Here is a 25,088-nt window from a genome sequence, read left to right as displayed (position 1 = left end):
TCCGCATTTTTCGCACAACCTTCAACGTGTTGCTCAGAATTGGGTATTATTGAACGGAATTGTTTAAGGAAATCGCTATGAAGCAAATCCGTTTACTGGCGCAATATTACGTCGACCTGATGATGAAGCTCGGGTTGGTTCGTTTCTCCCTGTTACTTGCCCTGGCGCTGGTGGTACTGGCTATCGTCGTACAAATGGCGGTGACGATGGTCTTACAGGGGCAGGTGGCGAGCATCGACGTCATTCGCTCTATCTTTTTTGGCTTGTTAATTACCCCCTGGGCGGTCTATTTCTTATCGGTTGTCGTTGAGCAGCTTGAAGAGTCACGTCAGCGCCTGTCGCGGCTGGTGGACAAGCTGGAAGAGATGCGCGACCGCGACCTCAAACTGAATATCCAGCTTAAAGACAACATCACCCGGCTCAACCAGGAGATGGCGGATCGCGAGAAAGCCGAAGCTGAACGTCAGGCGACATTTGAGCAGCTTAAAGTGGAGATGCAGGAGCGCGAGCAGACGCAGATCCAGCTTGAACAGCAATCCACCTTTTTACGCTCTTTCCTCGATGCCTCCCCAGACCTGGTTTTCTATCGCAACGAAGACAAAGAGTTTTCCGGCTGTAACCGGGCAATGGAACTGCTGACGGGCAAAAGCGAGAAGCAACTGATTAACCTTAAACCACAGGATGTCTACGCGCCGGAAGCGGCGGAGAAGGTCATTGAGACCGATGAGAAGGTGTTTCGCCACAATGTTTCGCTGACCTATGAGCAGTGGCTGGATTATCCGGATGGACGCAAAGCCTGTTTTGAAATTCGCAAGGTGCCCTATTATGACCGCGTAGGTAAGCGCCACGGCTTGATGGGCTTCGGACGTGATATCACCGAGCGTAAGCGCTATCAGGACGCCCTGGAGCGCGCCAGCCGCGATAAAACCACCTTCATCTCTACTATCAGCCACGAACTGCGCACGCCGCTTAATGGCATCGTCGGGTTGAGCCGTATTCTGCTGGATACCGATTTAACGGCCGAGCAGGAAAAATACCTGAAAACCATCCATGTCTCCGCCGTCACTCTGGGCAATATCTTCAACGATATTATCGATATGGATAAAATGGAGCGTCGTAAAGTCCAGCTCGATAACCAGCCGGTGGATTTCACCAGCTTCCTCGCCGACCTGGAAAACCTTTCCGGCCTGCAGGCGCACCAGAAAGGTCTGCGCTTTGTCATGGAGCCTGCCCTGCCGTTACCGCATAAGGTGGTCACTGACGGCACGCGGTTGCGGCAGATCCTGTGGAACCTTATCAGCAACGCCGTCAAATTTACCCGTGAGGGGCAAGTTACCGTCCGTGTGCGCTATGACGAAGGCGATATGCTGCACTTCGAGGTCGAAGATTCCGGGATTGGTATTCCTCGCGAAGAGTTGGATAAAATTTTCGCCATGTATTATCAGGTGAAGGATAGCCATGGCGGCAAGCCTGCTACCGGTACCGGGATTGGTCTTGCGGTATCGCGTCGTCTGGCGAAAAACATGGGCGGTGACATTGTTGTTACCAGCCAGCCGGGCAAAGGTTCGATCTTCACCCTGACTGTTCACGCGCCTGCGGTGGCAGAGGAAGTGGAAGATGCGTTTGAAGACGATGATATGCCGCTGCCAGCGCTGCATGTGCTGTTGGTGGAAGACATTGAGCTTAACGTGATCGTTGCCCGTTCCGTACTGGAGAAGCTGGGCAATAGTGTGGATGTGGCGATGACAGGAAAGGCCGCACTGGAGATGTTCAAACCTGGAGAATACGACCTGGTACTGCTGGATATTCAGTTGCCGGATATGACCGGGCTGGACATTTCGCGCATCCTCACCAGCCAGTTTGCCCGCGACGATTTACCGCCGCTGGTAGCGCTTACCGCCAACGTACTGAAAGATAAAAAAGAGTATCTGGATGCAGGGATGGACGACGTCTTAAGCAAGCCGCTGGCGGTCCCGGCATTAACTGCCATGATTAAGAAATTCTGGGATGCGGGCGAAGAAGAGGAGAAAGACGCAATGTCTGTTACCGAGGGTCAAAAATCACAAAACCTGCTGGATATCCCGATGCTTGAACAGTATATCGAGCTGGTTGGGCCGAAGCTGATCACCGATGGGCTGGCGGTATTCGAGAAAATGATGCCGGGCTATCTGAGTGTACTGGAGTCTAACCTCACCGCGCGGGATCAAAAAGGGATCGTCGAAGAGGGGCATAAGATCAAAGGTGCCGCTGGATCGGTCGGTCTTCGCCACCTGCAACAACTGGGTCAACAAATTCAGTCACCCGACCTGCCAGCCTGGTGGGATAACGTCGGTGAATGGGTTGAAGAAATGAAGCAGGAATGGCAGCACGATGTAGACGTCTTGAAAGCGTGGGTGGCGAACGCTGGAAAAAAATGACCCCGGATTAACCGGGGTGCGCGAATACTGCGCCAACACCAGGGAAATCGTGGCTGCGCCGTAAAGTTATATATTTTTTTATCAAGGGCGCAGTCGGGAAAATTTGAACTGCACGCACATAAGATAGCAAATCTTAAAGTATTTGTTACATCAATCAGCGAAATGTGTGAAGCGTAGCGCCCTTATCAAAATTTTTAATTATCCCGAGTACGTTGCATAAAGGATGAGCAAAATGAAAAAAATCGGTGTTGTTCTCAGCGGATCAGGCGTTTATGACGGATCGGAGATCCATGAAGCGGTCATCACCCTACTGGCGATCGCTCGCGAAGGCGCTGAGGCTGTATGTTTTGCGCCGGACAAGCGCCAGACCGATGTCATTAATCATCTCACGGGTGAACCGATGGGGGAAAGCAGGAACGTGCTGATCGAAGCGGCCCGCATCGCTCGCGGTGCGATCCTTCCGCTCGCGCAGGCATCAATAAACGATCTGGATGCGCTGATTGTTCCTGGCGGATTTGGCGCAGCGAAAAACCTGAGCAGCTTTGCAAGTCTCGGTAGTGAAAGCGTGGTCGACCCGGATCTGAAACGACTGGCTCTGGAGATGCACCAGGCGGGGAAACCGCTCGGCTTTATGTGTATTGCGCCTGCGATGCTGCCAAAAATCTTTGATTTCCCACTGCGTCTGACGATTGGTACGGATATCGATACCGCTGAGGTACTGGAAGATATGGGGGCTGAACATGTGCCTTGCCCTGTCGACGATATCGTGGTCGATGAGGATAACAAAGTGGTGACCACTCCGGCGTATATGCTGGCGCAGAATATTGCGGAGGCGGCCACAGGGATCGAAAAACTGGTCTCTCGTGTTCTGGTGCTCACTGAATGAGAGGGGCGCGTGGCCCGCTAATGGCGAAAATCAAAAAGCTATTACTCCGGGTGGTGCTGGCGCTGGGCATTTTCTGGGGCGGCGGTATTCTTCTGTTCAGTTTTTTGCCGGTGCCGTTTTCAGCCGTAATGGTCGAACGGCAGTTTGGGGCGTGGCTTACCGGGGATTTCGGCTATATCGCTCACTCGGACTGGGTCGGCATGGATGAGATCTCTCCCTGGGCGGCGCTGGCGGTGATTGCCGCCGAAGATCAGCGTTTCCCGGACCATTGGGGGCTGGATTTTGGCGCGATTGAAAAAGCCTTATCGCACAATGAACAGCATGAAAATCGTATTCGCGGTGCGTCAACCATTTCCCAGCAGACCATTAAAAACCTGCTGCTCTGGGACGGTAAAAGCTGGGTGCGTAAAGGCTTTGAAGCGGGATTAACGCTGATCACGGAGGCTGTCTGGACCAAGCGGCGTATTCTGACGGTCTATTTGAATATTGCTGAATTTGGCGATGGCATCTTTGGTGTGGAAGCCGCTTCGCAGCGTTACTTTCATAAACCCGCCAGCAAGTTGACGATGGCCGAGGCGGCATTGCTGGCGGCGGTATTGCCAAACCCGGTACGTTTTCGTGCGGATGCGCCCTCAGGGTATGTGCGCAGCCGTCAGGCGTGGATTATGCGTCAGATGCGTCAGCTTGGCGGAGAAGAGTTCCTGGAACGCAATAAACTGCATTGACGATACCCTCTCCATTGGGAGAGGGAAAACGCATGCAGTCAGTCTTCATCAAACCCGGCAATAAAAAGCGCAATGACGGCCGCCAGCGCTTCTTCTTCCTGGGGGCCTGTCGCTTCAATCTCTATCTGCCGACCTTTGGCGGAGTCCAGCATGAGTAGCGCAATCACGCTATTGGCCTCGGCTTCGGTTCCTTCGTCGTTACGCAGCAGCACCTCAGCATCAAAGCCCTGAACCAGTTCAAACAGTTTCATCGCCGGGCGGGCGTGCATACCCAGCTTATTGGTGATTTCCACAGTTTGTTTTACGGTCATGTTTTCCGTTTTTCCAGCGTACGATGACGAGACTGAACGTTTTTACCGCGCGAGCGGAAATAGTCCGCAAGTTGTTCAGCCACATAGACGGAACGGTGTTTACCGCCGGTACACCCAATCGCCACCGTTAAATAGCTGCGATTATTGGTTTCCAGCATCGGTAACCACAGTTCGAGATAACTGCGGGTCTGGTAGATAAAATTGTGCACTTCCGTATGTCTGTCAAGGAAGGCGGCAACCGGTTTATCCAGCCCGGTCATGGGGCGTAATTTCGGGTCCCAGTGCGGGTTAGGCAAGAAGCGTACGTCAAACACATAGTCGGCATCGATAGGGATACCGTGCTTAAAGCCAAAGGACTCGAACACCATCGTCAGCTCGCGCTCACGTTTACCCAACAGGCGGGTGCGGAGCATCTCGGCGAGCTCATGAACAGACATTTCCGATGTATCGACAATGAGATCCGCGCGTGAGCGCAGTGGCTCCAGCAGATTGCTCTCTTCATCGATGGCGCTTTCCAGAGACAGGTTTTTGCTGGAAAGAGGGTGCAGACGACGCGTGTCGCTGTAGCGGCGGATCAAGGTGTTACGATCGGCATCCAGGAACAGCAGTTGCGGTGAGAAATAGTCCGGCAGGCTGCTCATCGCCTGCTCAAAAATTTCCGGGGATTCCGGCATATTACGCACATCGATGCTGACGGCGGCTGACGTCTGGCGGTCAGCCAGCGTTCTTGCCAGCTCTGGCAACAGGATGACCGGCAGGTTATCGACGCAGTAAAATCCCATGTCTTCCAGGGCACGCAGGGCCACTGACTTACCAGAGCCCGAACGACCACTAACGATCATCAGGACCATGAGCCAATTCTCCTCAGAACCAATGACAGAAAGGCGGCTGTTGCGTTACGCATCGTCATTTTCGCCTTCTGTCAGCGTGATGATCTGATACAACTCCTCATCGCTTTGCGCTGAGCGCAGGCGGCGACAGATGGTTTTGTCCGCCAGACGCTTGGCCACCAACGAAAGCGTATGCAGGTGGGTTTTGGTCTGATCGGCGGGAACCAGAAGCGCAAAGAGCAGATCGACTGGCTGGTTATCAATGGCATCGAAGGCGATAGGTGTTTCCAGTTGCACAAAAACACCAACGGCACGAAGAGTATCTTCTTCGAGTTTTCCGTGAGGGATGGCGATACCGTTACCAATGCCGGTACTGCCCATTTTCTCACGCGTCAGGATCGCTTCGAAGACCACTTGTGGTGGCAGGCTCAACTGCTTTGCAGCCAGTTCACTGATAATTTCCAGGGCACGTTTCTTGCTCTGGCAGTGAACGCCACTACGGGTACATTCCTGGTTAAGGACATTGCTCAATTGAAGAGCGGAATCGTTGTTCATCATAATTTCACCTAAGCGTCGCCAGTGCAGACACCCTGCCGGGTTGCGGCAGGGTGATACGCGCCAGACGAGTGCCCGGACAATTAGTGTTGTTTCAGTTTATCTTTATGTTTCGTGAGCTGCCGTGCCAGTTTATCAATTAAACCGTCGATAGCAGCATACATATCTTGTCCTTCCGCACTTGCATGAATCTCCCCCCCGTTTACGTGCAGGGTCGCGTCCGAGATATGAGTCACTTTCTCCACTTTCAACACAACATAGACCTGATTGATCCTTTCGAAATATTGTTCGAGTTTGGCAAATTTCGCGGTGACGAATTCGCGCAGGGCCTCGGTAATCTCGACGTTATGTCCTGTGATGTTAAGCTGCATAGTGTCTTCCTTATCGGTTAGGTCACACCAGCTGTTTGCGCTGATTAGACGGCGGAATGGATAAAGACTCTCGATACTTCGCAACGGTTCGCCGCGCTACCATAATACCCTGATCTGAGAGCATGGTAGTCAGCTTACTGTCACTCAACGGCTTCGCAGGATTCTCTGCGGCAATTAATTTCTTCACCAGTGCACGGATAGCCGTTGACGAGGCTTCGCCGCCGCCTTCGGTATTCACATGACTGGAGAAGAAATATTTAAGCTCAAAGATGCCACGCGGACTGTGCAGATATTTTTGGGTCGTGACACGGGAAATCGTTGATTCATGCATCTCGACGGCCTGAGCAATATCGGCCAGTACCATCGGTTTCATAAATTCTTCGCCTTGCTCGAAAAACGCCTGCTGCTGTTCAACAATGCAGCGGCTTACCCTTAACAGGGTATCGTTCCGGCTCTCAAGGCTTTTGATCAGCCATTTCGCTTCCTGCAGATTGCTGCGGATAAACTGGCTGTCGGCATCGTTACGCGCCCCACCGCACATAGCGGCGTAGTGCTGGTTGATTTGCAAACGTGGAATGCTGTCGGAGTTCAGCTCGACCGTCCAGCGCCCATTGTGCTTGCGCACCAGCACGTCAGGAATGACATATTCGGGCTCGCCGGTCTGGATTGACTGGCCAGGGCGTGGATCAAGAGACTGGATTAAATTGACCGCCTCTTTTAGCACATCTTCTTTCAGACGTGTGACGCGCATCAGCGTTCGGAAGTCATGGTTAGCGAGCAGATCCAGGTGATCGCTGATGATTAAACGCGCTTCATCGCACCAGGGGGTCTCTTTGGCAAATTGAGAGAGTTGGATCAACAGGCAATCGCGCAGATCCCTGGCCGCAACACCGACCGGATCGAAACGCTGAATACGTTTCAGTACCGCTTCGACTTCATCCAGACCGATCTCTTCATCACCCATGCTTTCCAGGATGTCTTCCAGGGGAACGGTGAGATACCCCGTGTCATCAACAGCGTCGACAATGGAGGTCGCAATGGCGCGATCGGTATCCGAGAAGGGGGTGAGTTCCACCTGCCACATCAGGTAATCCTGTAGCGACTGGGTGGTCTCTCCCTGGTAAATAGGCAGTTCATCGTCAAGGTAATCGGTGCTGCTACCGGAAGGGGTGCCAGCGGTATAGATTTCGTCCCAACTGGCATCCAGGGGCAACTCTTCGGGCATCTCTTTTTGCTCAAGAGCGTCAACCGTGTCCAGCCCTTCGTTGTCCTGGGATTGTTGTGCATCCACTTCTTCGTGAAGATCGGTTTGCTCAAGCAATGGATTACTTTCCAGAGCTTGCTGGAGTTCTTGCTGAAGTTCCAACGTGGACAGTTGCAGCAGGCGAATAGCCTGTTGCAACTGTGGCGTCATGGCTAGCTGTTGGCTGAGCCTTAATTGCAAACCTTGCTTCATATTCAGAGCAGTACTCTCCGACTAAACACGTCAATAAACCCTACCCTATCAGAGTCTGAAGTCTTCCCCAAGATATACGCGCTTAACATGTTCGTCTTCAAGGATTTGCTGAGGCGTACCGTGCGCGATCAAATGCCCCTGGCTGACAATATAAGCCCGCTCACACACCGCCAACGTTTCGCGAACGTTGTGGTCGGTAATCAACACGCCAAGCCCGCTATCACGCAGGTGCTCAATAATGCGCTTGATATCAATAACCGATATCGGGTCAACGCCAGCAAACGGTTCATCCAGCAGGATAAATTTCGGGTTTGCGGCCAGCGCGCGAGCAATTTCGACACGACGACGTTCACCACCAGAAAGCGCCTGCCCCATATTGTCGCGCAGATGTTCAATATGAAACTCTTCCATCAGCTCGTTCGCCCGATCCACACGCTGTTCGGATGTGAGATCGTCGCGAATTTGCAGTACCGCCATGAGATTGTCAAATACGCTCAGGCGCCGGAAAATAGAGGCTTCCTGCGGCAAATAGCCGATACCGCGACGTGCCCGGGCATGTAGCGGCAGCAGACTGATATCTTCATCATCAATGATGATATTGCCCGCATCACGCGACACGATACCAACGACCATGTAGAACGTCGTGGTTTTACCTGCACCGTTAGGACCGAGCAGCCCGACAATTTCGCCTGAATTGACTGTCAGACTGACATCTTCCACCACACGACGACCTTTGTAGGCCTTGGCGAGATTCTTTGCAGTTAATGTTGCCATAACGAATTAGTTACTCTTTTTTTGCGCCGGAGCCGGAGCCGGGGTTTTATTGTTGCTCTTATCCTGCAACTGCGACGGCACCAGAACCGTCGTCACGCGTTTGCCTTTATCGCTGAAAGCCTGCATTTTCTGCTCTTTCACCAGATAGGTAATTTTGTCGCCCGTGATGTTGCTATCAAGCTGTTCAAGGTAGGCATTGCCTGTCAGGACCACGAAATCTTTTTCCAGCTCATAGTGCATCTGGGAGGCGTGGCCTTTCACAGGTTTGCCGTTATCCTGCATCTGATAAAAGGTGGCAGGATTACCGTAACCATCAATGATTTCTTTACCTTGCTGACCGCCAGGGCGTGTTACCACAACCTTGTCGGCATTGATTTTGATGGTGCCCTGGGTCACGACAACATTACCGGTGAAGGTCACCACATTCCCCTGCATATCCAGCGCCTGCTGATCGGAGTCGATATGGATCGGTTGCTCGGTATCGCCGGTCACCGCAAGCGCCGGAAGACTGGCGGCAAAAAGGACACTGGCCAGGGCAAAATTAAGGCTGAGTTTGTTTGTTCTGAATTTCATAGGAGCTTCTAACCTTTTCAATAAGCTCGGCGTTTTTGCTGCGTAAATTGCCGCGCATTTTCAGGCCGGTGGAATTAAATGTTGTTCCGTATAACGTAACTTGATCATCAGAGGCGACATCCTGCGTGATCAGGTTTATCTGTGCATTATCCGTCGTAATTTTTCGCAGTTGAGCATCCGCGGTCAGGGCGTTGACCTCAACATGTCCGTAAAGGTAAAGCATCCGGTCATTGGTCAGCTTCGCTTTATCCGCCTTAATGGACCACTCGGGAATTTTATCTTTGTCGAAAGTTGTTAGCACCGGCTGGGTAAACCAGGTGATTGCATCAGCGGAATAATATTCAACATGCTGTGCTATCAGCCGATAGTTCAAGGCACCTTCCGGACTGTAGACTACCGTATCGGTATGCTCGCTTTTATACGTTGGGTCAGTATTGTTAACGGTCACTTGTTCTGGCTGTTCGCGATCGGCCAGATTCACCCCAATCAGTATCAGTGCGACCAGTGACAGCACAATGATGACCCAACGTCTGGTTTTACTCATATTGATTGCCCTTTGGCCTCATCAAGCTTGCCTTGCGCCAGCAATAACAAATCACACACTTCACGAACCGCACCACGCCCGCCTGCTGTACGGGTGACATAATTCGCCCGAGGAATGAGCAACGGATGCGCATCCGCCACCGCCACGCTTAAACCGATTTCAGCCATCACAGGCCAGTCGATGAGGTCGTCTCCCACATACGCAACGTGTTCCGGCGTCAGCGAAAGTTTGCTCAATAACTCGCGATAAGCCAACAACTTATCTGATTGCCCTTGATAGAGGTGCGTAATGCCCAGCGTTTCGCAGCGGTCTTCCATCAGTTTAGCTTTTCGGCCAGTAATAATGGCAACCTCAATGTCGGACGTTAATGCACAACGGATACCGTAACCATCGCGGACGTTGAACGCTTTCAACTCTTCTCCATTATTACCCATGTAGATAGATCCATCAGATAAAACACCATCTACATCAAGAATTAACAGCTTAATTTTTTCTGCCTTCGCCATTACCTGCGTACTGACGGGTCCGTAGCATGTCGCAAGCGACGCTCCAACCTTACTCATTCTTCGATCCTTTTTCACACCACGCCCGCGCGCAGCAAATCATGCATATGTAACACACCCAGCAATTGGTCGCCATCGGCAACCAAAACAGAGGTGATATGGCGGGACTGCATCAGATTGAGCGCGTCCACCGCCAGTGTGCCAGGACGTACGCGAATACCGCCTGGCGTCATGACCTCAGCAATGCCTAAATTTCGCACATCCACGCCCATATCAAATACACGGCGCAAATCGCCATCAGTAAAAATGCCTTCGATTTTCATCAGATCGTCGCAAATAACCGTCAGACCTAAATTCTTGCGCGTGATTTCGAGCAGGGCGTCACGCAGCGTGGCCTCTTTACTCACATGCGGAATTTCATCCCCGGTATGCATGATGTCATTGACCCGCAGCAGGAGCTTACGCCCAAGCGCACCGCCAGGGTGGGAAAGCGCAAAATCCTCTGCTGTAAAACCCCGGGCTTTTAACAGCGCGACGGCCAGGGCATCTCCCATGACCAGTGCGGCGGTAGTACTGGATGTCGGTGCCAGCCCTAATGGACAGGCTTCTTGCGGCACCTTCACGCACAGATGAATGTCAGCCGCGCGGCCCATACTGCTGTCCGGACGGCTTGTCATACAGATCAGAAAGACTTTGAGTCGTTTGAGCACCGGGATCAACGCCAGGATCTCATTCGACTCACCGGAGTTCGACAGCGCGATCACCACATCCTGCGAACCGACCATACCCAGATCGCCATGCGCCGCTTCTCCCGGATGAACAAAGAAAGAAGAGGTCCCGGTACTGGCGAATGTTGCGGCCATTTTGCGGCCGATGTGACCGGATTTTCCCATTCCCATTACGACGACTTTGCCGCTGCAATAGAAAATTTTCTCGCAGGCCTGTGCAAAATCCTGATTGATGTATTGATCAAGCTGAGCCAGGCCTTCACGTTCAATTTGCAAAACGTCCCGGCCAGCCTGCTGAAAGTCGAAGCCCGGTTGCAGATCGATATGCGACATAAATGTGTGTCCAGTTATCCTGTCAAACGCGGCGTAACCCAGTACAGTAGTGCCAACCAGGTGATAAAACCGCCTAATAATAATGCGCCAGTTCCTTTGCCTGTCTGCTGCTTACGCCGCCAGCAGGTGAGGGCAAAAATGACGCTCACCAGTAACATCACGCCGTAATCTCGCGTAAAAGCCAGGCTGTTAAAATGACCCGGCGCTATCAGCGCGGGTAAACCCAGCACTAGCGTGATGTTGAAAATATTCGAGCCGATGATATTACCGATCGCAATATCGTCTTCTCCTTTACGTGCCCCGGCAATAGCTGTCGCCAGTTCCGGCAGCCCGGTCACAATGGCAATTACCGTCAGGCCGATGGTTAATTCGTTCATCGCGAAATAGTTTGCGACCACCGTGGCATTGTCTACGACCATACGCGTTGACATCGGCATAATGATGAGTGCAACGCCAAGCCACAAGAATGCCACTGACAGGCTGCCGCCACGCGGCAACTCTGCAACTTGTTCACGTGTTAGCGTATCGCTACCTTGCAGTTCAGCCAGACGGGCGATTTTAACAATGTATACCAGCCATAGCACGGCCAGCAGAAGTAAAAACAGGCCGTCAAGCCGGGTAAGTTGCCCGTCAAACAGGACAAACCCTGCCAGCATGCTGGTTATTAACATTAGCGGCAATTCACGGCGCAGGATATCGGAATGGACGGTAAATGGATGCAGAAGCGCAGCGAGTCCAAGAATCAACAGAATATTGGTGATATTAGAGCCGAGGGCCGTACCCATCGCCAGATCAAGCTGACCATGCATGGCGGCAGCAACGGAGACAATCATCTCCGGAAGAGAGGTGCCGATACTCACCACTGTCATCCCGATAAGTAACGGTGGAACGCCCAGACTGCGGCATAAAATCGAGGCGGCGAATACCAGTCGGTCAGCGCTGTATACCACTAACAGTAAACCAATAATTAACAGCGCCGTCGCTAAAAGCATCTAAAGTCCTTTCTTGAGGTATAATCTGCCGGTCCGCAGGCTGCGATTGCCGGGGAAACCGGGAATTTTAAGCGGCGTAGAGAATTCTTAATTTTGACTTTATGCGGCTCAAAAGTAAAACAAATGCCAGCTTTCGCTAACTCATACGGGTAATATTCTGTAAAAATGGTGGGTTCTTGCTGTTATCCGGCATCATGCTTAGACCCAATCAAGGCTTATAAGGAAGAAAGAATGAGCCAGACTGTGGCGAATCTGGTCGATATCCGTGGCGTGAGTTTCTCCCGTGGAAGTCGGCGTATTTTCGACAACATCTCGCTGACGGTGCCGCGCGGTAAAATCACCGCCATCATGGGTCCGTCCGGGATTGGTAAAACAACGTTGCTTCGTCTTATTGGTGGACAGATACCGCCAGACGCGGGTGAGATCCTCTTTGACGGCGAGAATATCCCCGAGATGAGTCGCTCCCGGCTGTTTACCGTGCGTAAACGGATGAGCATGTTGTTCCAGTCCGGCGCATTATTTACCGATATGACCGTGTTCGATAATGTCGCCTATCCGCTGCGCGAACATACGAACTTACCGGCTGCGTTGCTGAAAAGTACGGTCATGATGAAACTGGAGGCGGTAGGGCTGCGCGGTGCGGCAAAACTCATGCCTTCCGAACTTTCTGGCGGGATGGCGCGTCGTGCGGCGCTGGCAAGGGCTATCGCGCTGGAACCTGATTTAATCATGTTCGACGAACCTTTTGTCGGCCAGGATCCTATTACTATGGGTGTGCTGGTGAAGCTTATCTCTGAACTGAATAGCGCGCTGGGCGTAACCTGTGTTGTCGTCTCCCATGACGTGCCGGAAGTGCTGAGCATCGCCGACTATGCGTATATAGTTGCAGACCGGAAAATTGTGGCGCAGGGCAGCGCGCAAGGCTTGCAAGAAAACGCCGACCCTCGTGTCCGTCAGTTCCTCGACGGCATTGCTGACGGCCCCGTGCCGTTCCGCTATCCCGCAGGTCAATATCAATCCGATTTATTTGAGACAGGGAGTTAAGCCACTCATGTTGTTACATGCACTGGCGTCGCTTGGACATCGCGGGATCAAGACGATCGCGACGTTTGGCCGCGCTGGTTTAATGCTCTTCAACGCGCTGGTCGGTAAGCCGGAATTTGGCAAACACGCGCCGTTGCTGGTGCGCCAACTTTATAATGTGGGTGTCCTGTCGATGCTCATTATTATTGTGTCCGGCGTCTTTATCGGCATGGTGCTTGGCTTGCAGGGTTATCTGGTGTTGACGACCTACAGCGCGGAAACCAGTCTGGGAATGCTGGTGGCACTCTCCTTGTTGCGTGAGCTGGGGCCCGTTGTCGCTGCGCTGCTTTATGCAGGACGTGCGGGGTCTGCACTGACTGCGGAAATTGGCCTGATGCGCGCGACTGAGCAACTTTCAAGCCTTGAAATGATGGCTGTTGACCCACTGCGGCGCGTGATTTCCCCTCGCTTTTGGGCGGGTGTTATCTCTTTGCCATTGCTGACGATTATTTTCGTTGCGGTTGGTATCTGGGGCGGCTCGTTGGTGGGGGTGAACTGGAAAGGAATCGACTCAGGGTTCTTCTGGTCGGCGATGCAAAATGCCGTCGACTGGCGACTGGATCTGGTGAACTGTCTGATTAAGAGCGTCGTCTTTGCTATCACTGTAACCTGGATTGCTTTATTTAATGGTTACGACGCGATCCCGACTTCTGCCGGGATCAGTCGGGCAACGACGCGTACCGTTGTGCACTCTTCACTGGCCGTTCTCGGTCTGGATTTTGTGCTCACCGCATTGATGTTTGGGAATTGAGTTCATGCAAACGAAAAAAAGTGAAATTTGGGTAGGCATTTTTCTATTACTGGCGCTGCTGGCGGGGTTGTTTATCTGCCTGAAAGCGGCCGATGTCGCCTCTATGCGCACCGAACCGACGTATCGCGTGTACGCAACCTTCGACAACATTGGCGGTCTGAAGGCACGCTCGCCGGTCCGTATTGGTGGCGTAGTGGTTGGTCGTGTTGCGGATATTGAGCTCGATCCGAAAACCTATCTGCCGCGCGTCGCGATGGATATCGAAGAACGTTATAACCAAATTCCGGATACAAGTTCACTGGCCATTCGCACATCAGGTTTGCTGGGTGAGCAATATTTGGCTTTGAACATAGGTTTTGAGGATCCTGAGCTGGGAACTTCTATGCTTAAAGAAGGCAGCACAATCCAGGATACGAAATCCGCCATGGTGCTTGAGGACCTGATCGGACAATTCCTTTACAACAGTAAAGGCAGTGACAATAAGAATTCTGGCGATGCGCAGTCAAAACCGCAGGATGATACTTCCAGCGCACCGTCTGCTGGTAAGACGAATTAACGAGGAGAGTTGACGCATGTTTAAACGTCTATTAATGGTTGCCATGCTGGTTATCGCGCCACTTGGGCTCGCCAACGCGGCGGAGCAAGCTAATCCGTACAAAGCAATGCAGGAAGCGGCAAAGAAAACATTTGATCGCCTCAAAAATGAGCAGCCGAAGATTCGCGCGAATCCTGATTATTTACGTGATGTGGTTGACCAGGAATTACTGCCATACGTCCAGATTAAATATGCCGGTGCTCTGGTACTGGGGCGTTACTATAAAGACGCAACGCCTGCGCAGCGCGAAGCCTACTTCGCTGCTTTCCGTGAATATCTGAAACAGGCCTATGGGCAGGCGCTGGCAATGTACCACGGTCAGACATATGAGATTGCCCCGGAGCAACCGCTGGGTGATGCCACGATCGTGCCGATCCGTGTGACTATTATCGATCCAAACGGTCGTCCGCCAGTGCGTCTGGACTTTCAGTGGCGCAAAAACACGCAGTCCGGTAACTGGCAGGCGTATGACATGATTGCCGAAGGGGTGAGTATGATCACCACCAAGCAAAATGAATGGAGCGACCTGTTGCGCACCAAAGGTATCGATGGTCTGACCGCGCAGTTGCAGTCCATTTCTCACCAGAAAATTACTCTGGACCAGAAGAAATAATGACGCCGCAATTAAGCTGGGTGCGTGAAGGTGAACGGCTGGTGTTACAGGGCGAACTCGATCAGGATGTGCTGAATCCTCTGTGGAATGCTCGTCAGGAGGCAATGAAAGGGACAACCTGCATCGATCTTCACGCCGTATCGCGCGTTGATACTGCTGGTGTGGCACTATTAATTCACCTGATTGCTCAGGGGAAAATTCAGGGTCACCAGGTTACACTCGAAGGGATCAGCGAGAATTTGCAGACGCTTGCTGCATTATATAATTTGCCTGCGGACGTATTGCCTCGCTAATTTTTTCAGTACGTTACTCTTTAAAGCCTCGTTTGGTATACCGACGAGGCTTTTTGCTTATTTAAGACCGCCTCACTTTCCTCTAAGATGTGGGGCTGTTTTCACTATCAGATGAAATTAACGCCCATGGAAAATCATGAAATTCAGACAGTGCTGATGAACGCACTCTCTCTCCAGGAAGCCCACGTCACTGGCGACGGCAGTCACTTTCAGGTTATTGCTGTGGGTGAGATTTTTGACGGCATGAGTCGGGTCAAAAAACAGCAGGCCGTGTATGGCCCATTAGCGGAATATATAGCGGATAACCGCATTCACGCTCTCTCGATCAAAGCGTATACCCCGCAAGAGTGGGCACGCGATCGCAAACTAAACGGTTTTTGAGCTACGGGTATTACGCCCGCAGCGCGTGTGAATTCTTAACAGAGATCAGATGAATGGATAAGTTTCGTGTACAGGGGCCAACCCGGCTCCAGGGCGAAGTCACAATTTCAGGTGCTAAAAACGCCGCGTTACCGATCCTTTTTGCCGCACTGCTGGCAGAAGAACCGGTAGAGATCCGCAACGTTCCGAAACTGAAAGACATTGATACCACCATGAAGCTGCTGAGCCAGCTGGGTACTAAAGTTGAACGCAACGGGTCAGTCTGGATCGATGCAAGCAAGGTTAACGTATTCTGCGCACCTTACGATCTGGTCAAAACCATGCGTGCCTCTATCTGGGCGCTGGGACCACTGGTCGCGCGTTTTGGTCAGGGACAGGTTTCCTTACCGGGGGGCTGTGCCATTGGCGCGCGTCCGGTAGATCTGCATATCACGGGTCTGGAACAGCTTGGTGCAGAAATTAAGCTGGAAGAAGGTTATGTCAAAGCGAGCGTTAATGGTCGCCTGAAAGGCGCGCATATCGTCATGGATAAGGTCAGCGTCGGCGCGACCGTGACCATTATGACGGCGGCAACCCTGGCTGAGGGGACAACTATCATCGAAAACGCCGCGCGTGAGCCGGAAATCGTTGATACTGCGAACTTCCTCAATGAGCTGGGGGCGAAAATCAGCGGTCAGGGTACCGACCGTGTCACCATTGAAGGCGTTGAGCGTCTGGGCGGCGGTGTCTATCGTGTGCTGCCGGACCGTATTGAAACAGGCACCTTCCTGGTGGCTGCCGCAATCTCTGGTGGTAAAATCGTCTGCCGTAACGCGAAACCCGATACCCTTGACGCCGTGCTGGCTAAGCTGCGCGAAGCCGGTGCGGAAATCGAAGTGGGCGACGACTGGGTAAGCCTGGATATGCATGGTAAGCGTCCGAAGGCCGTCAACGTGCGCACTGCGCCGCACCCGGCGTTCCCGACAGACATGCAGGCACAGTTCACATTGCTGAACCTGGTTGCGGAAGGCACGGGTGTGATCACCGAGACGATCTTCGAAAACCGTTTTATGCACATCCCGGAACTGATTCGTATGGGAGCGCATGCGGAAATCGAAAGCAACACCGCGATTTGTCACGGCGTTGAAAAACTCTCCGGCGCGCAAGTGATGGCGACCGACCTGCGCGCGTCTGCAAGCCTCGTGCTGGCGGGTTGTATCGCGGAAGGGACGACGATCGTGGATCGTATTTACCATATCGATCGCGGTTACGAACGCATTGAAGACAAGCTGAGTGCGCTGGGTGCCCATATTGAGCGCGTAAAAGGCGAATAATCTCTCTTTGCACTAAAACCCCCAACCCGTTTGGGAAGGGGGTTATCCTGTTTATTTTGGCTTCCTTTGCCGCATCATGCTGGTTCTGTCGATAAATTCATGGGTTACGGGATCGTGATAGCGTGATGGCCATATCACCCAGGGATCGGTATCCAGCGCGCGGGCAATAATGAGCTCTCCTTTTGGCCAGGAGCGTGTCAGCGCATTCGCCAATGTCGATGAACTCAAACCACACTTGCGTGATTCTGCGGCCAGTGATGTCCCTTTTTTGTGCAGTCCGGCAATGATATCCGCCGGGTGCCAGTCAATGAATTTACTTTCCATTTTCTCTCCCTGGTGAAAGCCATTAAAACGTGATGGCAATATGTTGAGTACTTACCATGCTTATATAAGAGCTTTTGCTCTAAAAAGTTCAAGTAAGAGCGATAGCTTTAAGAATTCACCAAGGTTGTAGAACGTGTTTTTTTGAATGTGAATTGATTTTTATAGGAACTTATTGGCGCTTTCCCGTTGCTAGCGGGAAAGCGAGGTGATCAGTGATCGCGTTGGACCGCGATATGGGCCAGGCCAATGAGGGCTTCGCGCCATGGGGAGTCCGGAAGAATCTGTAGAGCAGCGATAGCTTTATCCGCCTCTTCCTCCGCACGACGACGCGTCCATTCCAGAGAACCACAGGCTGCCATAGCTTCCAGAACAGGTTCCAGAAGATGTCGTCCGTTGCCCTGCTCAATGGCCTCACGAATCATCTGTGCCTGCTCTGCAGTGCCATTGTGCATCGCATGCAGCAAGGGGAGAGTCGGTTTACCTTCGTTAAGGTCATCGCCGGTGTTTTTACCCAGCGTTTCACCATCTGCACTGTAGTCCAGCAAATCATCGATGAGCTGGAAGGCAGTACCAAGATAGCGGCCATAATCCTGTAACGCTTTTTCTTGTGCGTCACTGCAACCCGCCAGCAAACCAGAACACTGGGCTGCCGCTTCAAACAGACGCGCGGTCTTGCTGTAAATTACGCGCATGTAGTTCTCTTCGGTGATGTTCGGGTCATTGACATTCATCAACTGCAGAACTTCACCTTCGGCTATGACATTCACCGCTTCGGACATGACTTCCAGTACTTTTAGCGAGCCAAGGCTGGTCATCATCTGAAAGGCGCGGGTGTAAATAAAATCACCGACCAGTACGCTGGCCGCGTTACCAAACGCAGCGTTAGCGGTAGCTTTGCCGCGGCGCATATCTGATTCATCCACAACATCGTCGTGAAGCAGCGTCGCCGTGTGGATAAATTCGATTAACGCGGCGATGGTCACATGCGCGTTGCCTTCGTAGCCAACGGCACGCGCTGCCAGTACGGCAATCATTGGACGGATACGTTTACCGCCGCCGCTAACAATGTAATAACCCAACTGGTTGATTAGCTGAACATCAGAGTTGAGCTGTTGCAGGATTGTCGCATTAACACCCGCCATATCTTGCGCGGTTAACTCATTGATTTTTTCTAAATTCATCGCAAAAGCCGGGCTTTCAGTCCTGTTTACCACATATCAAAATGGGATAACGAAGGGTTACGGGTTAGAATAGTATTGTTGATTGTACTGAAAAAACGCGCCAGATAAACGTTACCCTACGCATTGTGTTTTTTTTCTGCATGGATTGACGATCGCTCTTGTCAAAGGCTCGCGTTTTGCGTAATATTCGCGCCCTATTGTGAATATTTATAGCGCACTCTGAATCACACGATGATGTGCGCGGAAGCGGAGTTTTTTATGTACGCGGTTTTCCAAAGTGGTGGTAAACAACACCGAGTAAGCGAAGGTCAGACCGTTCGCCTGGAAAAGCTGGACATCGCAACTGGCGAATCTGTTGAATTCGCAGAAGTTCTGATGATCGCAAACGGTGAAGAAGTCAAAATCGGCGTTCCTTTCGTTGATGGCGGCGTAATCAAAGCTGAAGTTGTTGCTCACGGTCGTGGCGAGAAAGTTAAAATCGTTAAGTTTCGTCGTCGTAAACACTATCGTAAGCAACAGGGCCATCGTCAGTGGTTCACTGATGTGAAAATCACTGGCATCAGCGCCTAAGACCTGAGGAGTAGATTTAAATGGCACATAAAAAGGCTGGCGGCTCAACTCGTAACGGTCGCGATTCAGAAGCTAAACGCCTCGGCGTTAAGCGTTTCGGTGGCGAATCCGTTCTGGCGGGTAGCATTATCGTTCGTCAACGTGGCACCAAATTCCACGCTGGTACTAACGTAGGTTGCGGTCGTGACCACACTCTGTTTGCTAAAGCAGACGGTAAAGTGAAATTTGAAGTTAAAGGCCCGAACAACCGTAAATACATCAGCATCGTTGCTGAGTAAGTTTTTCGTGGTCCGGTAACGGATGAAAGCCCCGCAACACGTTGCGGGGCTTTTTACATTAGAAGTCCGGAAAAGTTTCTGTAGGGAAAACGGGCATGAAGCAGCAGGCTGGCATTGGTATTCTTTTGGCGCTCACCACCGCAATGTGTTGGGGTGCACTGCCAATTGCAATGAAACAGGTGCTGACAGTGATGGAACCCCCGACGGTGGTGTTTTATCGCTTTCTAATGGCGAGTATTGGCCTGGGGGCCATTCTGGCCGTTAAAGGCAAGCTTCCACCGCTGCGTATCTTTCGTAAGCCGCGCTGGCTGGTAATGCTGGCTATTGCGACGGGCGGTCTGTTTGGTAACTTCATCCTGTTTAGTTCTTCCCTGCAATATCTTAGCCCCACGGCGTCCCAGGTGATTGGTCAGCTTTCACCGGTCGGCATGATGGTAGCCAGCGTCTTTATCCTGAAAGAGAAGATGCGCGGGACGCAGGTGATAGGCGCAATTATGTTGCTTTGCGGTCTGGTCATGTTTTTCAATACCAGCCTGATAGAGATTTTTACCAAACTGACCGACTACACCTGGGGTGTTATTTTCGGTGTCGGGGCGGCAACGGTTTGGGTCAGTTATGGTGTCGCGCAAAAAGTATTATTGAGGCGTCTGGCTTCACAACAGATACTCTTTTTGCTGTACACTTTATGTACGATAGCGTTACTGCCGTTAGCCAGGCCCGGAGTGATTTCCCAGCTCAGCAACTGGCAACTTGCGTGTCTGTTTTTTTGTGGCCTGAATACACTGGTTGGCTATGGCGCGCTGGCGGAAGCAATGGCGCGCTGGCAGGCCGCGCAGGTAAGCGCGCTCATCACCCTGACGCCGCTGTTTACGCTGTTTTTTTCAGATTTATTATCAATGGCCTGGCCCGATGTTTTCGCCAGACCGATGTTAAACCTTATCGGTTATCTCGGTGCGTTTGTCGTGGTTGCGGGAGCAATGTATTCCGCCATTGGCCATCGTCTTTGGGGACGCTGGCGCAAGCGCGAAGTGATTGTCACTTTGCCCCGCTCAGGCGAATGAGTTACGGAGAGTAAAATGAAGTTTGTTGATGAAGCGGTCATCCTGGTCGTGGCGGGTGACGGTGGTAACGGTTGTGTGAGCTTCCGTCGCGAAAAATACATTCCTAACGGTGGCCCGGATGGCGGTGACGGTGGTGATGGTGGCGACGTCTGGCTGGAAGCAGACGAGAACCTGAACACCCTGATTGACTACCGCTTTGAAAAATCTTTTCGCGCTGAACGTGGGCAGAACGGTCAAAGCCGTGACTGCACGGGTAAACGCGGTAAAGATGTGACGGTGAAAGTACCCGTGGGCACGCGTGTGATTGACCAGGGCACTGGCGAAACCATGGGCGATATGACCAAACACGGTCAGCGTCTGATGGTGGCGAAAGGCGGCTGGCACGGTCTGGGTAATACCCGTTTCAAATCATCCGTTAACCGTACGCCGCGTCAGAAGACAATGGGTACGCCGGGTGATAAACGCGACCTCATGCTGGAGCTGATGCTGCTGGCGGATGTGGGGATGCTGGGTATGCCGAATGCGGGCAAATCGACTTTCATCCGTGCGGTCTCTGCGGCAAAACCTAAAGTGGCTGACTATCCGTTTACCACGCTGGTGCCAAGCCTTGGCGTCGTGCGTATGGATAACGAAAAAAGCTTTGTTGTCGCGGACATCCCGGGGCTGATTGAAGGGGCGTCCGAAGGTGCCGGTCTGGGCATTCGCTTCCTTAAGCATCTTGAGCGCTGCCGCGTATTGCTGCATCTGATCGATATCGATCCGATTGATGGCTCTGATCCGGTTGATAACGCGCGGATCATCATTGGCGAGCTGGAAAAATACAGCGAAAAACTGGCGGCTAAACCGCGTTGGCTGGTCTTCAATAAAATTGACCTGATGGACAAAGCCACAGCAGAAGCCAAAGCCAAAGAGATCGCCGAAGCATTGGGCTGGGAAGATAAATATTACCTTATCTCTGCGGCCAGCCAGCAAGGTGTTAAGGATCTCTGCTGGGATGTGATGACCTTTATCATCGAAAATCCGATCACTCAGGCGCAGGAAGAGAAGCAGCCAGAGAAAGTCGAGTTTATGTGGGACGATTACCACCGTCAGCAGCTTGAAGAAAATGAAGAAGACGACCTGGACGATGATGACTGGGATGAAGATGACGAAGAAGGTGTTGAGTTCATCTACAAGCACTGATTCTGTTATTCCCCCGCAGGCGCAAGCCTGACGGGGTTACAGGCACTCTGAGCCGGGAAAGCGTTAACGCTACCCGGCTTTTTTGTTAATTGTTCTGGTAGATGTCTTTGTACAGACGGCTTTCAAAACGAACCAGTGGAATACGTCGGTTACGCTGATCGGCGGGTTCTACCGCATAACCCGACAGATATTGCACGAAAGCCATTCGCTGCCCACTGGCGGTAGTAATAAAGCCTGCCAGGTTGTAAACGCCTTGCAGTGAACCTGTTTTGGCAGAAACCTTGCCGTCCACACCAGCCTCATGCAGGCCCGCGCGATACTGCAATGAGCCATCATAGCCCGCAAGCGGTAGCATAGAGATGTAGTTAAGCTCGCTGTCATGCTGGGCAATATACTGAAGTACTTGCATCATGGTGGCAGGGGCAATCAGATTATGGCGCGACAGGCCGGAGCCATCCGCAATAATCGTGTTTCCGATATCTACACCGGCTTGCTGACGCAGAATTTGACGAACAGCATCAGAACCGGCGCGCCAGGTTCCCGGTACGCCAAAGTGGGCATGACCAATCATGCGGAAAACGGTATCGGCAATCATGTTGTCCGATTTTTTCAGCATGAGTTTCAGCAAATCGTGCAAAGGGGCCGATTGCGTGCTGGCGATAACTGTACCAGGTTCGTTAACTTGGGTCTGGCGCAGCAGGGTCCCCGTATAGGTAATGCCTGCATCCTTAAGTTCTGCCTTGATTATGGCCCCCGCATAACTGGCGCCGTCCTGGATAGCAAAAGCCAGGGGAAGCGGGTCAGTACGTTGTGGCAGGCAGCCGGTGAGCGTGAAGCGGTTTAAATCACCTGGTACAACATCCAGTTCGCAGTATTGCCCTTCGGATGAGCCGCGTGCCAGCGTACGAACCTGGCTGAACATGTTCACGGGGTAGTACGATGCGACGCGGATGTAGGCGAGGTCGCCGGGTTTCTGCGCGCTGTATAACGAAACAGAGAAACAGTTGCGGTCGACAATAGCGGCGGCGGGTGGGGCGCTGAAACACTGGGTCATGTCGTTCCATGGCCAGCCGGGGGCTTTGTCATGGCTGGCAAAAATCGATGTATCGATAAGAACATTACCCTCGATTTTTTGCACACCGGATTTTTTCAGGATTGCGACCATATTGCGGATATTTTGACGTTTTAACGTCGGATCGCCGCCAAATCTCGCCACTAAGTCCCCTTTCAACACGCCATCGGTAACCGTACCTTTACTCTCCAGCGTGGTGGTGAAACGGAAATCAGGGCCAAGCTGTAATAAAGCAGCCAGCGCGGTAATGACTTTTTGCGTACTCGCCGGTAAAGCCATTTGCTTGCCGTGATAATCGATGTCCGGTTCTTGTGCACCCACTTTTTGCACCATGAGGGCAAGGTTCGCGCCGTCCGGTAATTGGTTAATGTACTCGTCGACATTCGCGGCCTGGGCATTCAGGGCTATACTTGTGGTCAATCCGATGAAAAATCTGGAAAATCGCATAATCTCGCGCTAACAACCTGGAAACAAGCCGTCATACTACGGCGCATCGACCCGGAAAGTAAACGATGACCCATAGTGAACTTCCGGGTAAAATGCGTATCAAATTGAAAAATTACTGCTGACCTGGGGCTTTGTCTCCGGGTCAGTTTTCTTTTGCTTCTGGTCGGGGGTTATGCGCCTGAATCCGGGCAGACATAGCAGCCGGGGCGGGAGACTGCTCCTTACAGGAATGTTTAAAGAGGTATAACAAATGCAAGCTATTCCGATGACCTTACGTGGTGCCGAAAAACTGCGCGAAGAGCTGGATTTTTTGAAATCAGTGCGCCGTCCTGAAATTATTGCCGCGATCGCGGAAGCGCGTGAGCATGGTGACCTGAAAGAAAATGCGGAATACCATGCGGCCCGCGAACAGCAGGGTTTCTGTGAAGGGCGTATCAAAGATATCGAAGCGAAACTGTCCAACGCACAGGTTATCGATATCACTAAAATGCCGAACAATGGACGTGTGATTTTTGGTAGTACGGTAACTGTGCTTAATCTGGATACCGAGGAAGAGCAAACTTATCGCATCGTGGGTGACGACGAAGCTGACTTTAAGCAGAATCTGATCTCCGTAAATTCACCGATCGCGCGTGGCTTGATCGGTAAAGAACAAGACGATGTGGTTGTCATTCGTACCCCGGGCGGTGATGTCGAATTCGAAATTATCAAAGTGGAATACCTCTGAATAATTTCGTTAACCGCAGTTGTTGACGTATTGTAAAGAAAAGAAAAAGGCCGCATTGCGGCCTTTTAACAACTCAGTGAGCATGGCATTTTGCTCGTCTGTTAGCGAAAACCCCTCGTTTTACACAGATTTTGTGTTCAATTAAGGATATTCTTAGCGCGGCAGCGAGATTTTGCGCTCTTTAGCAGGACGATAAAGCACCAGCGTTTTACCGATGACCTGTACGTTACAGGCGCCGGTTTCACGTACAATAGCTTCCACGATCAAGGTTTTAGTCTCGCGGTCTTCGGTAGCGATTTTGACCTTGATAAGTTCATGGTGCTCTAACGCTTGTTCGATCTCGGCCAGTACCCCTTCGGTCAAACCATTATTGCCAAGCATAACTACAGGCTTGAGCGGATGTGCCAGACCTTTCAGGTGCTGTTTTTGTTTAGTACTCAGATTCATCGTATATTTTGCTTACGTTGGGATTGAAAACGGGTCATTCTACCGCCATCTCCCATATATCACCAAATCGCCGCGTGTAATTTTACGTTGCTGTATACGATGAACCCAGACGGAATGTGAAATGACAGGTAAGAAGCGTTCTGCCAGCTCGAGTCGCTGGCTTCAGGAACACTTTAGCGATAAATATGTTCAACAGGCGCAGAAAAAAGGGTTGCGTTCCCGTGCCTGGTTTAAACTTGATGAAATACAGCAAAGTGACAAACTTTTTAAGCCGGGAATGACGGTTGTCGATCTCGGTGCCGCTCCTGGTGGCTGGTCGCAATATGCGGTCACGCAAATCGGGGGCACAGGCCGTATCATCGCGTGTGATCTTTTACCTATGGATCCAATCGTTGGTGTGGACTTTCTTCAGGGTGACTTTCGTGATGAATTAGTCCTGAAAGCATTACTGGATCGAGTCGGGGACAGTAAAGTACAAGTTGTCATGTCAGATATGGCACCAAACATGAGCGGAACCCCAGCAGTTGATATTCCCCGCTCTATGTACCTGGTGGAACTGGCGCTGCAGATGTGCCGGGATGTGTTAGCGCCTGGTGGTGGTTTTGTTGTGAAAGTCTTTCAGGGCGAAGGTTTCGATGAGTACCTTAGGGAAATTCGCTCTCTGTTTACGAAAGTGAAAGTTCGTAAGCCGGACTCTTCCCGTGCCCGTTCACGAGAAGTGTACATTGTAGCGACCGGGCGAAAACTATAGTAACCTGACGCTGTTTTTAAC

At 51.9% G+C, this 25,088-nt stretch carries 31 protein-coding genes; 16 read left to right on the top strand and 15 right to left on the bottom strand.

Annotated features, from left to right (window positions below):
- Nucleotides 1-77: 77 nt before the first annotated feature.
- The 3 genes from arcB to mtgA all read left to right on the top strand — a co-directional run bounded on the left by arcB (nucleotide 78) and on the right by mtgA (nucleotide 4,028).
- Nucleotides 78-2,417, top strand: coding sequence for an aerobic respiration two-component sensor histidine kinase ArcB (gene arcB / locus IP582_RS22355; protein ID WP_039077443.1), 2,340 nt, complete (start codon nucleotides 78-80; stop codon nucleotides 2,415-2,417).
- 232 nt (nucleotides 2,418-2,649) lie between these two features.
- Nucleotides 2,650-3,303, top strand: coding sequence for an isoprenoid biosynthesis glyoxalase ElbB (gene elbB / locus IP582_RS22350; protein ID WP_193794476.1), 654 nt, complete (start codon nucleotides 2,650-2,652; stop codon nucleotides 3,301-3,303).
- Nucleotides 3,304-3,323: 20 nt separating this feature from the next.
- The gene (gene mtgA, locus IP582_RS22345; RefSeq protein ID WP_228007927.1) at nucleotides 3,324-4,028 is read left to right on the top strand and encodes a monofunctional biosynthetic peptidoglycan transglycosylase; all 705 of its coding nucleotides are present in this window, start codon (nucleotides 3,324-3,326) and stop codon (nucleotides 4,026-4,028) included.
- A 38-nt stretch (nucleotides 4,029-4,066) separates the two neighbouring features.
- On the opposite strand, the gene npr is transcribed toward mtgA, so the two are convergent.
- The 11 genes from npr to IP582_RS22290 all read right to left on the bottom strand — a co-directional run bounded on the left by npr (nucleotide 4,067) and on the right by IP582_RS22290 (nucleotide 11,998).
- Nucleotides 4,067-4,339, bottom strand: a complete 273-nt coding sequence (npr, locus tag IP582_RS22340) for a PTS phosphocarrier protein NPr (protein WP_039077446.1) — start codon at nucleotides 4,337-4,339, stop codon at nucleotides 4,067-4,069.
- Nucleotides 4,336-5,190: an RNase adapter RapZ gene (gene rapZ, locus IP582_RS22335; RefSeq protein WP_193794474.1), complete on the bottom strand. Its 855-nt coding sequence runs from the start codon at nucleotides 5,188-5,190 to the stop codon at nucleotides 4,336-4,338. Before rapZ ends, npr begins: the two co-directional genes overlap by 4 nt.
- 45 nt (nucleotides 5,191-5,235) lie before the next feature.
- On the bottom strand, nucleotides 5,236-5,727 hold the full coding sequence (gene ptsN / locus IP582_RS22330) for a PTS IIA-like nitrogen regulatory protein PtsN (protein WP_039077448.1): 492 nt from the start codon (nucleotides 5,725-5,727) through the stop codon (nucleotides 5,236-5,238).
- Nucleotides 5,728-5,807: 80 nt separating this feature from the next.
- Nucleotides 5,808-6,095: a ribosome hibernation promoting factor gene (hpf, locus tag IP582_RS22325; RefSeq protein ID WP_039077449.1), complete on the bottom strand. Its 288-nt coding sequence runs from the start codon at nucleotides 6,093-6,095 to the stop codon at nucleotides 5,808-5,810.
- Between the two features lie 22 nt (nucleotides 6,096-6,117).
- Nucleotides 6,118-7,551 (bottom strand): RNA polymerase factor sigma-54, encoded by a 1,434-nt coding sequence (gene rpoN / locus IP582_RS22320; RefSeq protein ID WP_071194438.1) that lies wholly within the window; start codon nucleotides 7,549-7,551, stop codon nucleotides 6,118-6,120.
- 48 nt (nucleotides 7,552-7,599) lie between these two features.
- Nucleotides 7,600-8,325, bottom strand: a complete 726-nt coding sequence (gene lptB, locus IP582_RS22315; protein ID WP_039077451.1) for an LPS export ABC transporter ATP-binding protein — start codon at nucleotides 8,323-8,325, stop codon at nucleotides 7,600-7,602.
- A gap of 6 nt (nucleotides 8,326-8,331) precedes the next feature.
- Complete coding sequence (lptA, locus tag IP582_RS22310; RefSeq protein ID WP_071194439.1) at nucleotides 8,332-8,898, bottom strand: lipopolysaccharide ABC transporter substrate-binding protein LptA; 567 nt, start codon at nucleotides 8,896-8,898, stop codon at nucleotides 8,332-8,334.
- Nucleotides 8,867-9,442: an LPS export ABC transporter periplasmic protein LptC gene (gene lptC / locus IP582_RS22305; RefSeq protein WP_039077453.1), complete on the bottom strand. Its 576-nt coding sequence runs from the start codon at nucleotides 9,440-9,442 to the stop codon at nucleotides 8,867-8,869. Before lptC ends, lptA begins: the two co-directional genes overlap by 32 nt.
- On the bottom strand, nucleotides 9,439-10,005 hold the full coding sequence (kdsC, locus tag IP582_RS22300; RefSeq protein ID WP_039077454.1) for a 3-deoxy-manno-octulosonate-8-phosphatase KdsC: 567 nt from the start codon (nucleotides 10,003-10,005) through the stop codon (nucleotides 9,439-9,441). The genes lptC and kdsC overlap by 4 nt, the downstream gene beginning before the upstream one ends.
- 14 nt (nucleotides 10,006-10,019) lie before the next feature.
- The gene (gene kdsD, locus IP582_RS22295) at nucleotides 10,020-11,006 is read right to left on the bottom strand and encodes an arabinose-5-phosphate isomerase KdsD (RefSeq protein ID WP_039077455.1); all 987 of its coding nucleotides are present in this window, start codon (nucleotides 11,004-11,006) and stop codon (nucleotides 10,020-10,022) included.
- A gap of 14 nt (nucleotides 11,007-11,020) precedes the next feature.
- Complete coding sequence (locus IP582_RS22290; protein WP_193794473.1) at nucleotides 11,021-11,998, bottom strand: calcium/sodium antiporter; 978 nt, start codon at nucleotides 11,996-11,998, stop codon at nucleotides 11,021-11,023.
- A 231-nt stretch (nucleotides 11,999-12,229) separates the two neighbouring features.
- Here IP582_RS22290 and mlaF point away from each other — a divergent pair, with 231 nt between their 5' ends.
- The 7 genes from mlaF to murA all read left to right on the top strand — a co-directional run bounded on the left by mlaF (nucleotide 12,230) and on the right by murA (nucleotide 17,027).
- Nucleotides 12,230-13,042: a phospholipid ABC transporter ATP-binding protein MlaF gene (gene mlaF, locus IP582_RS22285; protein ID WP_108700569.1), complete on the top strand. Its 813-nt coding sequence runs from the start codon at nucleotides 12,230-12,232 to the stop codon at nucleotides 13,040-13,042.
- Between the two features lie 7 nt (nucleotides 13,043-13,049).
- Nucleotides 13,050-13,832 carry a lipid asymmetry maintenance ABC transporter permease subunit MlaE gene (mlaE, locus tag IP582_RS22280; protein ID WP_039077458.1) on the top strand — a complete coding sequence of 261 codons (783 nt, stop codon included), beginning with the start codon at nucleotides 13,050-13,052 and terminating at the stop codon, nucleotides 13,830-13,832.
- Nucleotides 13,833-13,836: 4 nt separating this feature from the next.
- Entirely contained in the window at nucleotides 13,837-14,388 is a 552-nt protein-coding gene (mlaD, locus tag IP582_RS22275) for an outer membrane lipid asymmetry maintenance protein MlaD (RefSeq protein WP_039077459.1), read from the top strand.
- Nucleotides 14,389-14,404: 16 nt separating this feature from the next.
- Nucleotides 14,405-15,040, top strand: coding sequence for a phospholipid-binding protein MlaC (gene mlaC / locus IP582_RS22270; protein WP_039077460.1), 636 nt, complete (start codon nucleotides 14,405-14,407; stop codon nucleotides 15,038-15,040).
- A complete protein-coding gene (gene mlaB / locus IP582_RS22265) occupies nucleotides 15,040-15,333 on the top strand; it encodes a lipid asymmetry maintenance protein MlaB (protein ID WP_193794472.1) in 294 nt (97 codons plus the stop codon). The genes mlaC and mlaB overlap by 1 nt, the downstream gene beginning before the upstream one ends.
- Nucleotides 15,334-15,459: 126 nt before the next feature.
- A complete protein-coding gene (gene ibaG / locus IP582_RS22260) occupies nucleotides 15,460-15,714 on the top strand; it encodes a BolA family iron metabolism protein IbaG (RefSeq protein WP_039077462.1) in 255 nt (84 codons plus the stop codon).
- 53 nt (nucleotides 15,715-15,767) lie between these two features.
- Nucleotides 15,768-17,027, top strand: a complete 1,260-nt coding sequence (gene murA, locus IP582_RS22255) for a UDP-N-acetylglucosamine 1-carboxyvinyltransferase (protein WP_193794471.1) — start codon at nucleotides 15,768-15,770, stop codon at nucleotides 17,025-17,027.
- Nucleotides 17,028-17,078: 51 nt separating this feature from the next.
- Here the strand turns inward: murA and sfsB are convergent, their stop codons facing one another.
- Together sfsB and ispB are read right to left on the bottom strand one after the other, a co-directional pair.
- Nucleotides 17,079-17,351, bottom strand: a complete 273-nt coding sequence (sfsB, locus tag IP582_RS22250; RefSeq protein ID WP_039077464.1) for a DNA-binding transcriptional regulator SfsB — start codon at nucleotides 17,349-17,351, stop codon at nucleotides 17,079-17,081.
- A 209-nt stretch (nucleotides 17,352-17,560) separates the two neighbouring features.
- Nucleotides 17,561-18,532: an octaprenyl diphosphate synthase gene (ispB, locus tag IP582_RS22245; RefSeq protein WP_039077465.1), complete on the bottom strand. Its 972-nt coding sequence runs from the start codon at nucleotides 18,530-18,532 to the stop codon at nucleotides 17,561-17,563.
- A 258-nt stretch (nucleotides 18,533-18,790) separates the two neighbouring features.
- On the opposite strand from ispB, the gene rplU reads away from it, so the two are divergent.
- The 4 genes from rplU to cgtA all read left to right on the top strand — a co-directional run bounded on the left by rplU (nucleotide 18,791) and on the right by cgtA (nucleotide 21,623).
- Entirely contained in the window at nucleotides 18,791-19,102 is a 312-nt protein-coding gene (gene rplU, locus IP582_RS22240; RefSeq protein ID WP_003025032.1) for a 50S ribosomal protein L21, read from the top strand.
- Between the two features lie 20 nt (nucleotides 19,103-19,122).
- Entirely contained in the window at nucleotides 19,123-19,380 is a 258-nt protein-coding gene (gene rpmA / locus IP582_RS22235) for a 50S ribosomal protein L27 (protein WP_003861831.1), read from the top strand.
- A gap of 95 nt (nucleotides 19,381-19,475) precedes the next feature.
- Complete coding sequence (locus tag IP582_RS22230) at nucleotides 19,476-20,441, top strand: DMT family transporter (protein WP_039077466.1); 966 nt, start codon at nucleotides 19,476-19,478, stop codon at nucleotides 20,439-20,441.
- A gap of 15 nt (nucleotides 20,442-20,456) precedes the next feature.
- Nucleotides 20,457-21,623, top strand: coding sequence for an Obg family GTPase CgtA (cgtA, locus tag IP582_RS22225; protein ID WP_039077467.1), 1,167 nt, complete (start codon nucleotides 20,457-20,459; stop codon nucleotides 21,621-21,623).
- Between the two features lie 85 nt (nucleotides 21,624-21,708).
- On the opposite strand, the gene dacB is transcribed toward cgtA, so the two are convergent.
- Entirely contained in the window at nucleotides 21,709-23,142 is a 1,434-nt protein-coding gene (dacB, locus tag IP582_RS22220; protein WP_193794470.1) for a serine-type D-Ala-D-Ala carboxypeptidase, read from the bottom strand.
- Nucleotides 23,143-23,392: 250 nt separating this feature from the next.
- On the opposite strand from dacB, the gene greA reads away from it, so the two are divergent.
- The gene (gene greA / locus IP582_RS22215) at nucleotides 23,393-23,869 is read left to right on the top strand and encodes a transcription elongation factor GreA (RefSeq protein WP_125123815.1); all 477 of its coding nucleotides are present in this window, start codon (nucleotides 23,393-23,395) and stop codon (nucleotides 23,867-23,869) included.
- A 153-nt stretch (nucleotides 23,870-24,022) separates the two neighbouring features.
- On the opposite strand, the gene yhbY is transcribed toward greA, so the two are convergent.
- Nucleotides 24,023-24,316, bottom strand: coding sequence for a ribosome assembly RNA-binding protein YhbY (gene yhbY / locus IP582_RS22210; protein WP_039077470.1), 294 nt, complete (start codon nucleotides 24,314-24,316; stop codon nucleotides 24,023-24,025).
- A 121-nt stretch (nucleotides 24,317-24,437) separates the two neighbouring features.
- Here yhbY and rlmE point away from each other — a divergent pair, with 121 nt between their 5' ends.
- Entirely contained in the window at nucleotides 24,438-25,067 is a 630-nt protein-coding gene (gene rlmE / locus IP582_RS22205; RefSeq protein ID WP_039077471.1) for a 23S rRNA (uridine(2552)-2'-O)-methyltransferase RlmE, read from the top strand.
- The last annotated feature ends 21 nt before the right edge of the window (nucleotides 25,068-25,088 follow it).

This window comes from Citrobacter sp. BDA59-3, from assembly GCF_015167655.1.
GTDB classification, from domain to species: domain Bacteria; phylum Pseudomonadota; class Gammaproteobacteria; order Enterobacterales; family Enterobacteriaceae; genus Phytobacter; species Phytobacter diazotrophicus.
This window is presented reverse-complemented; position numbering and strand designations above follow the sequence as displayed.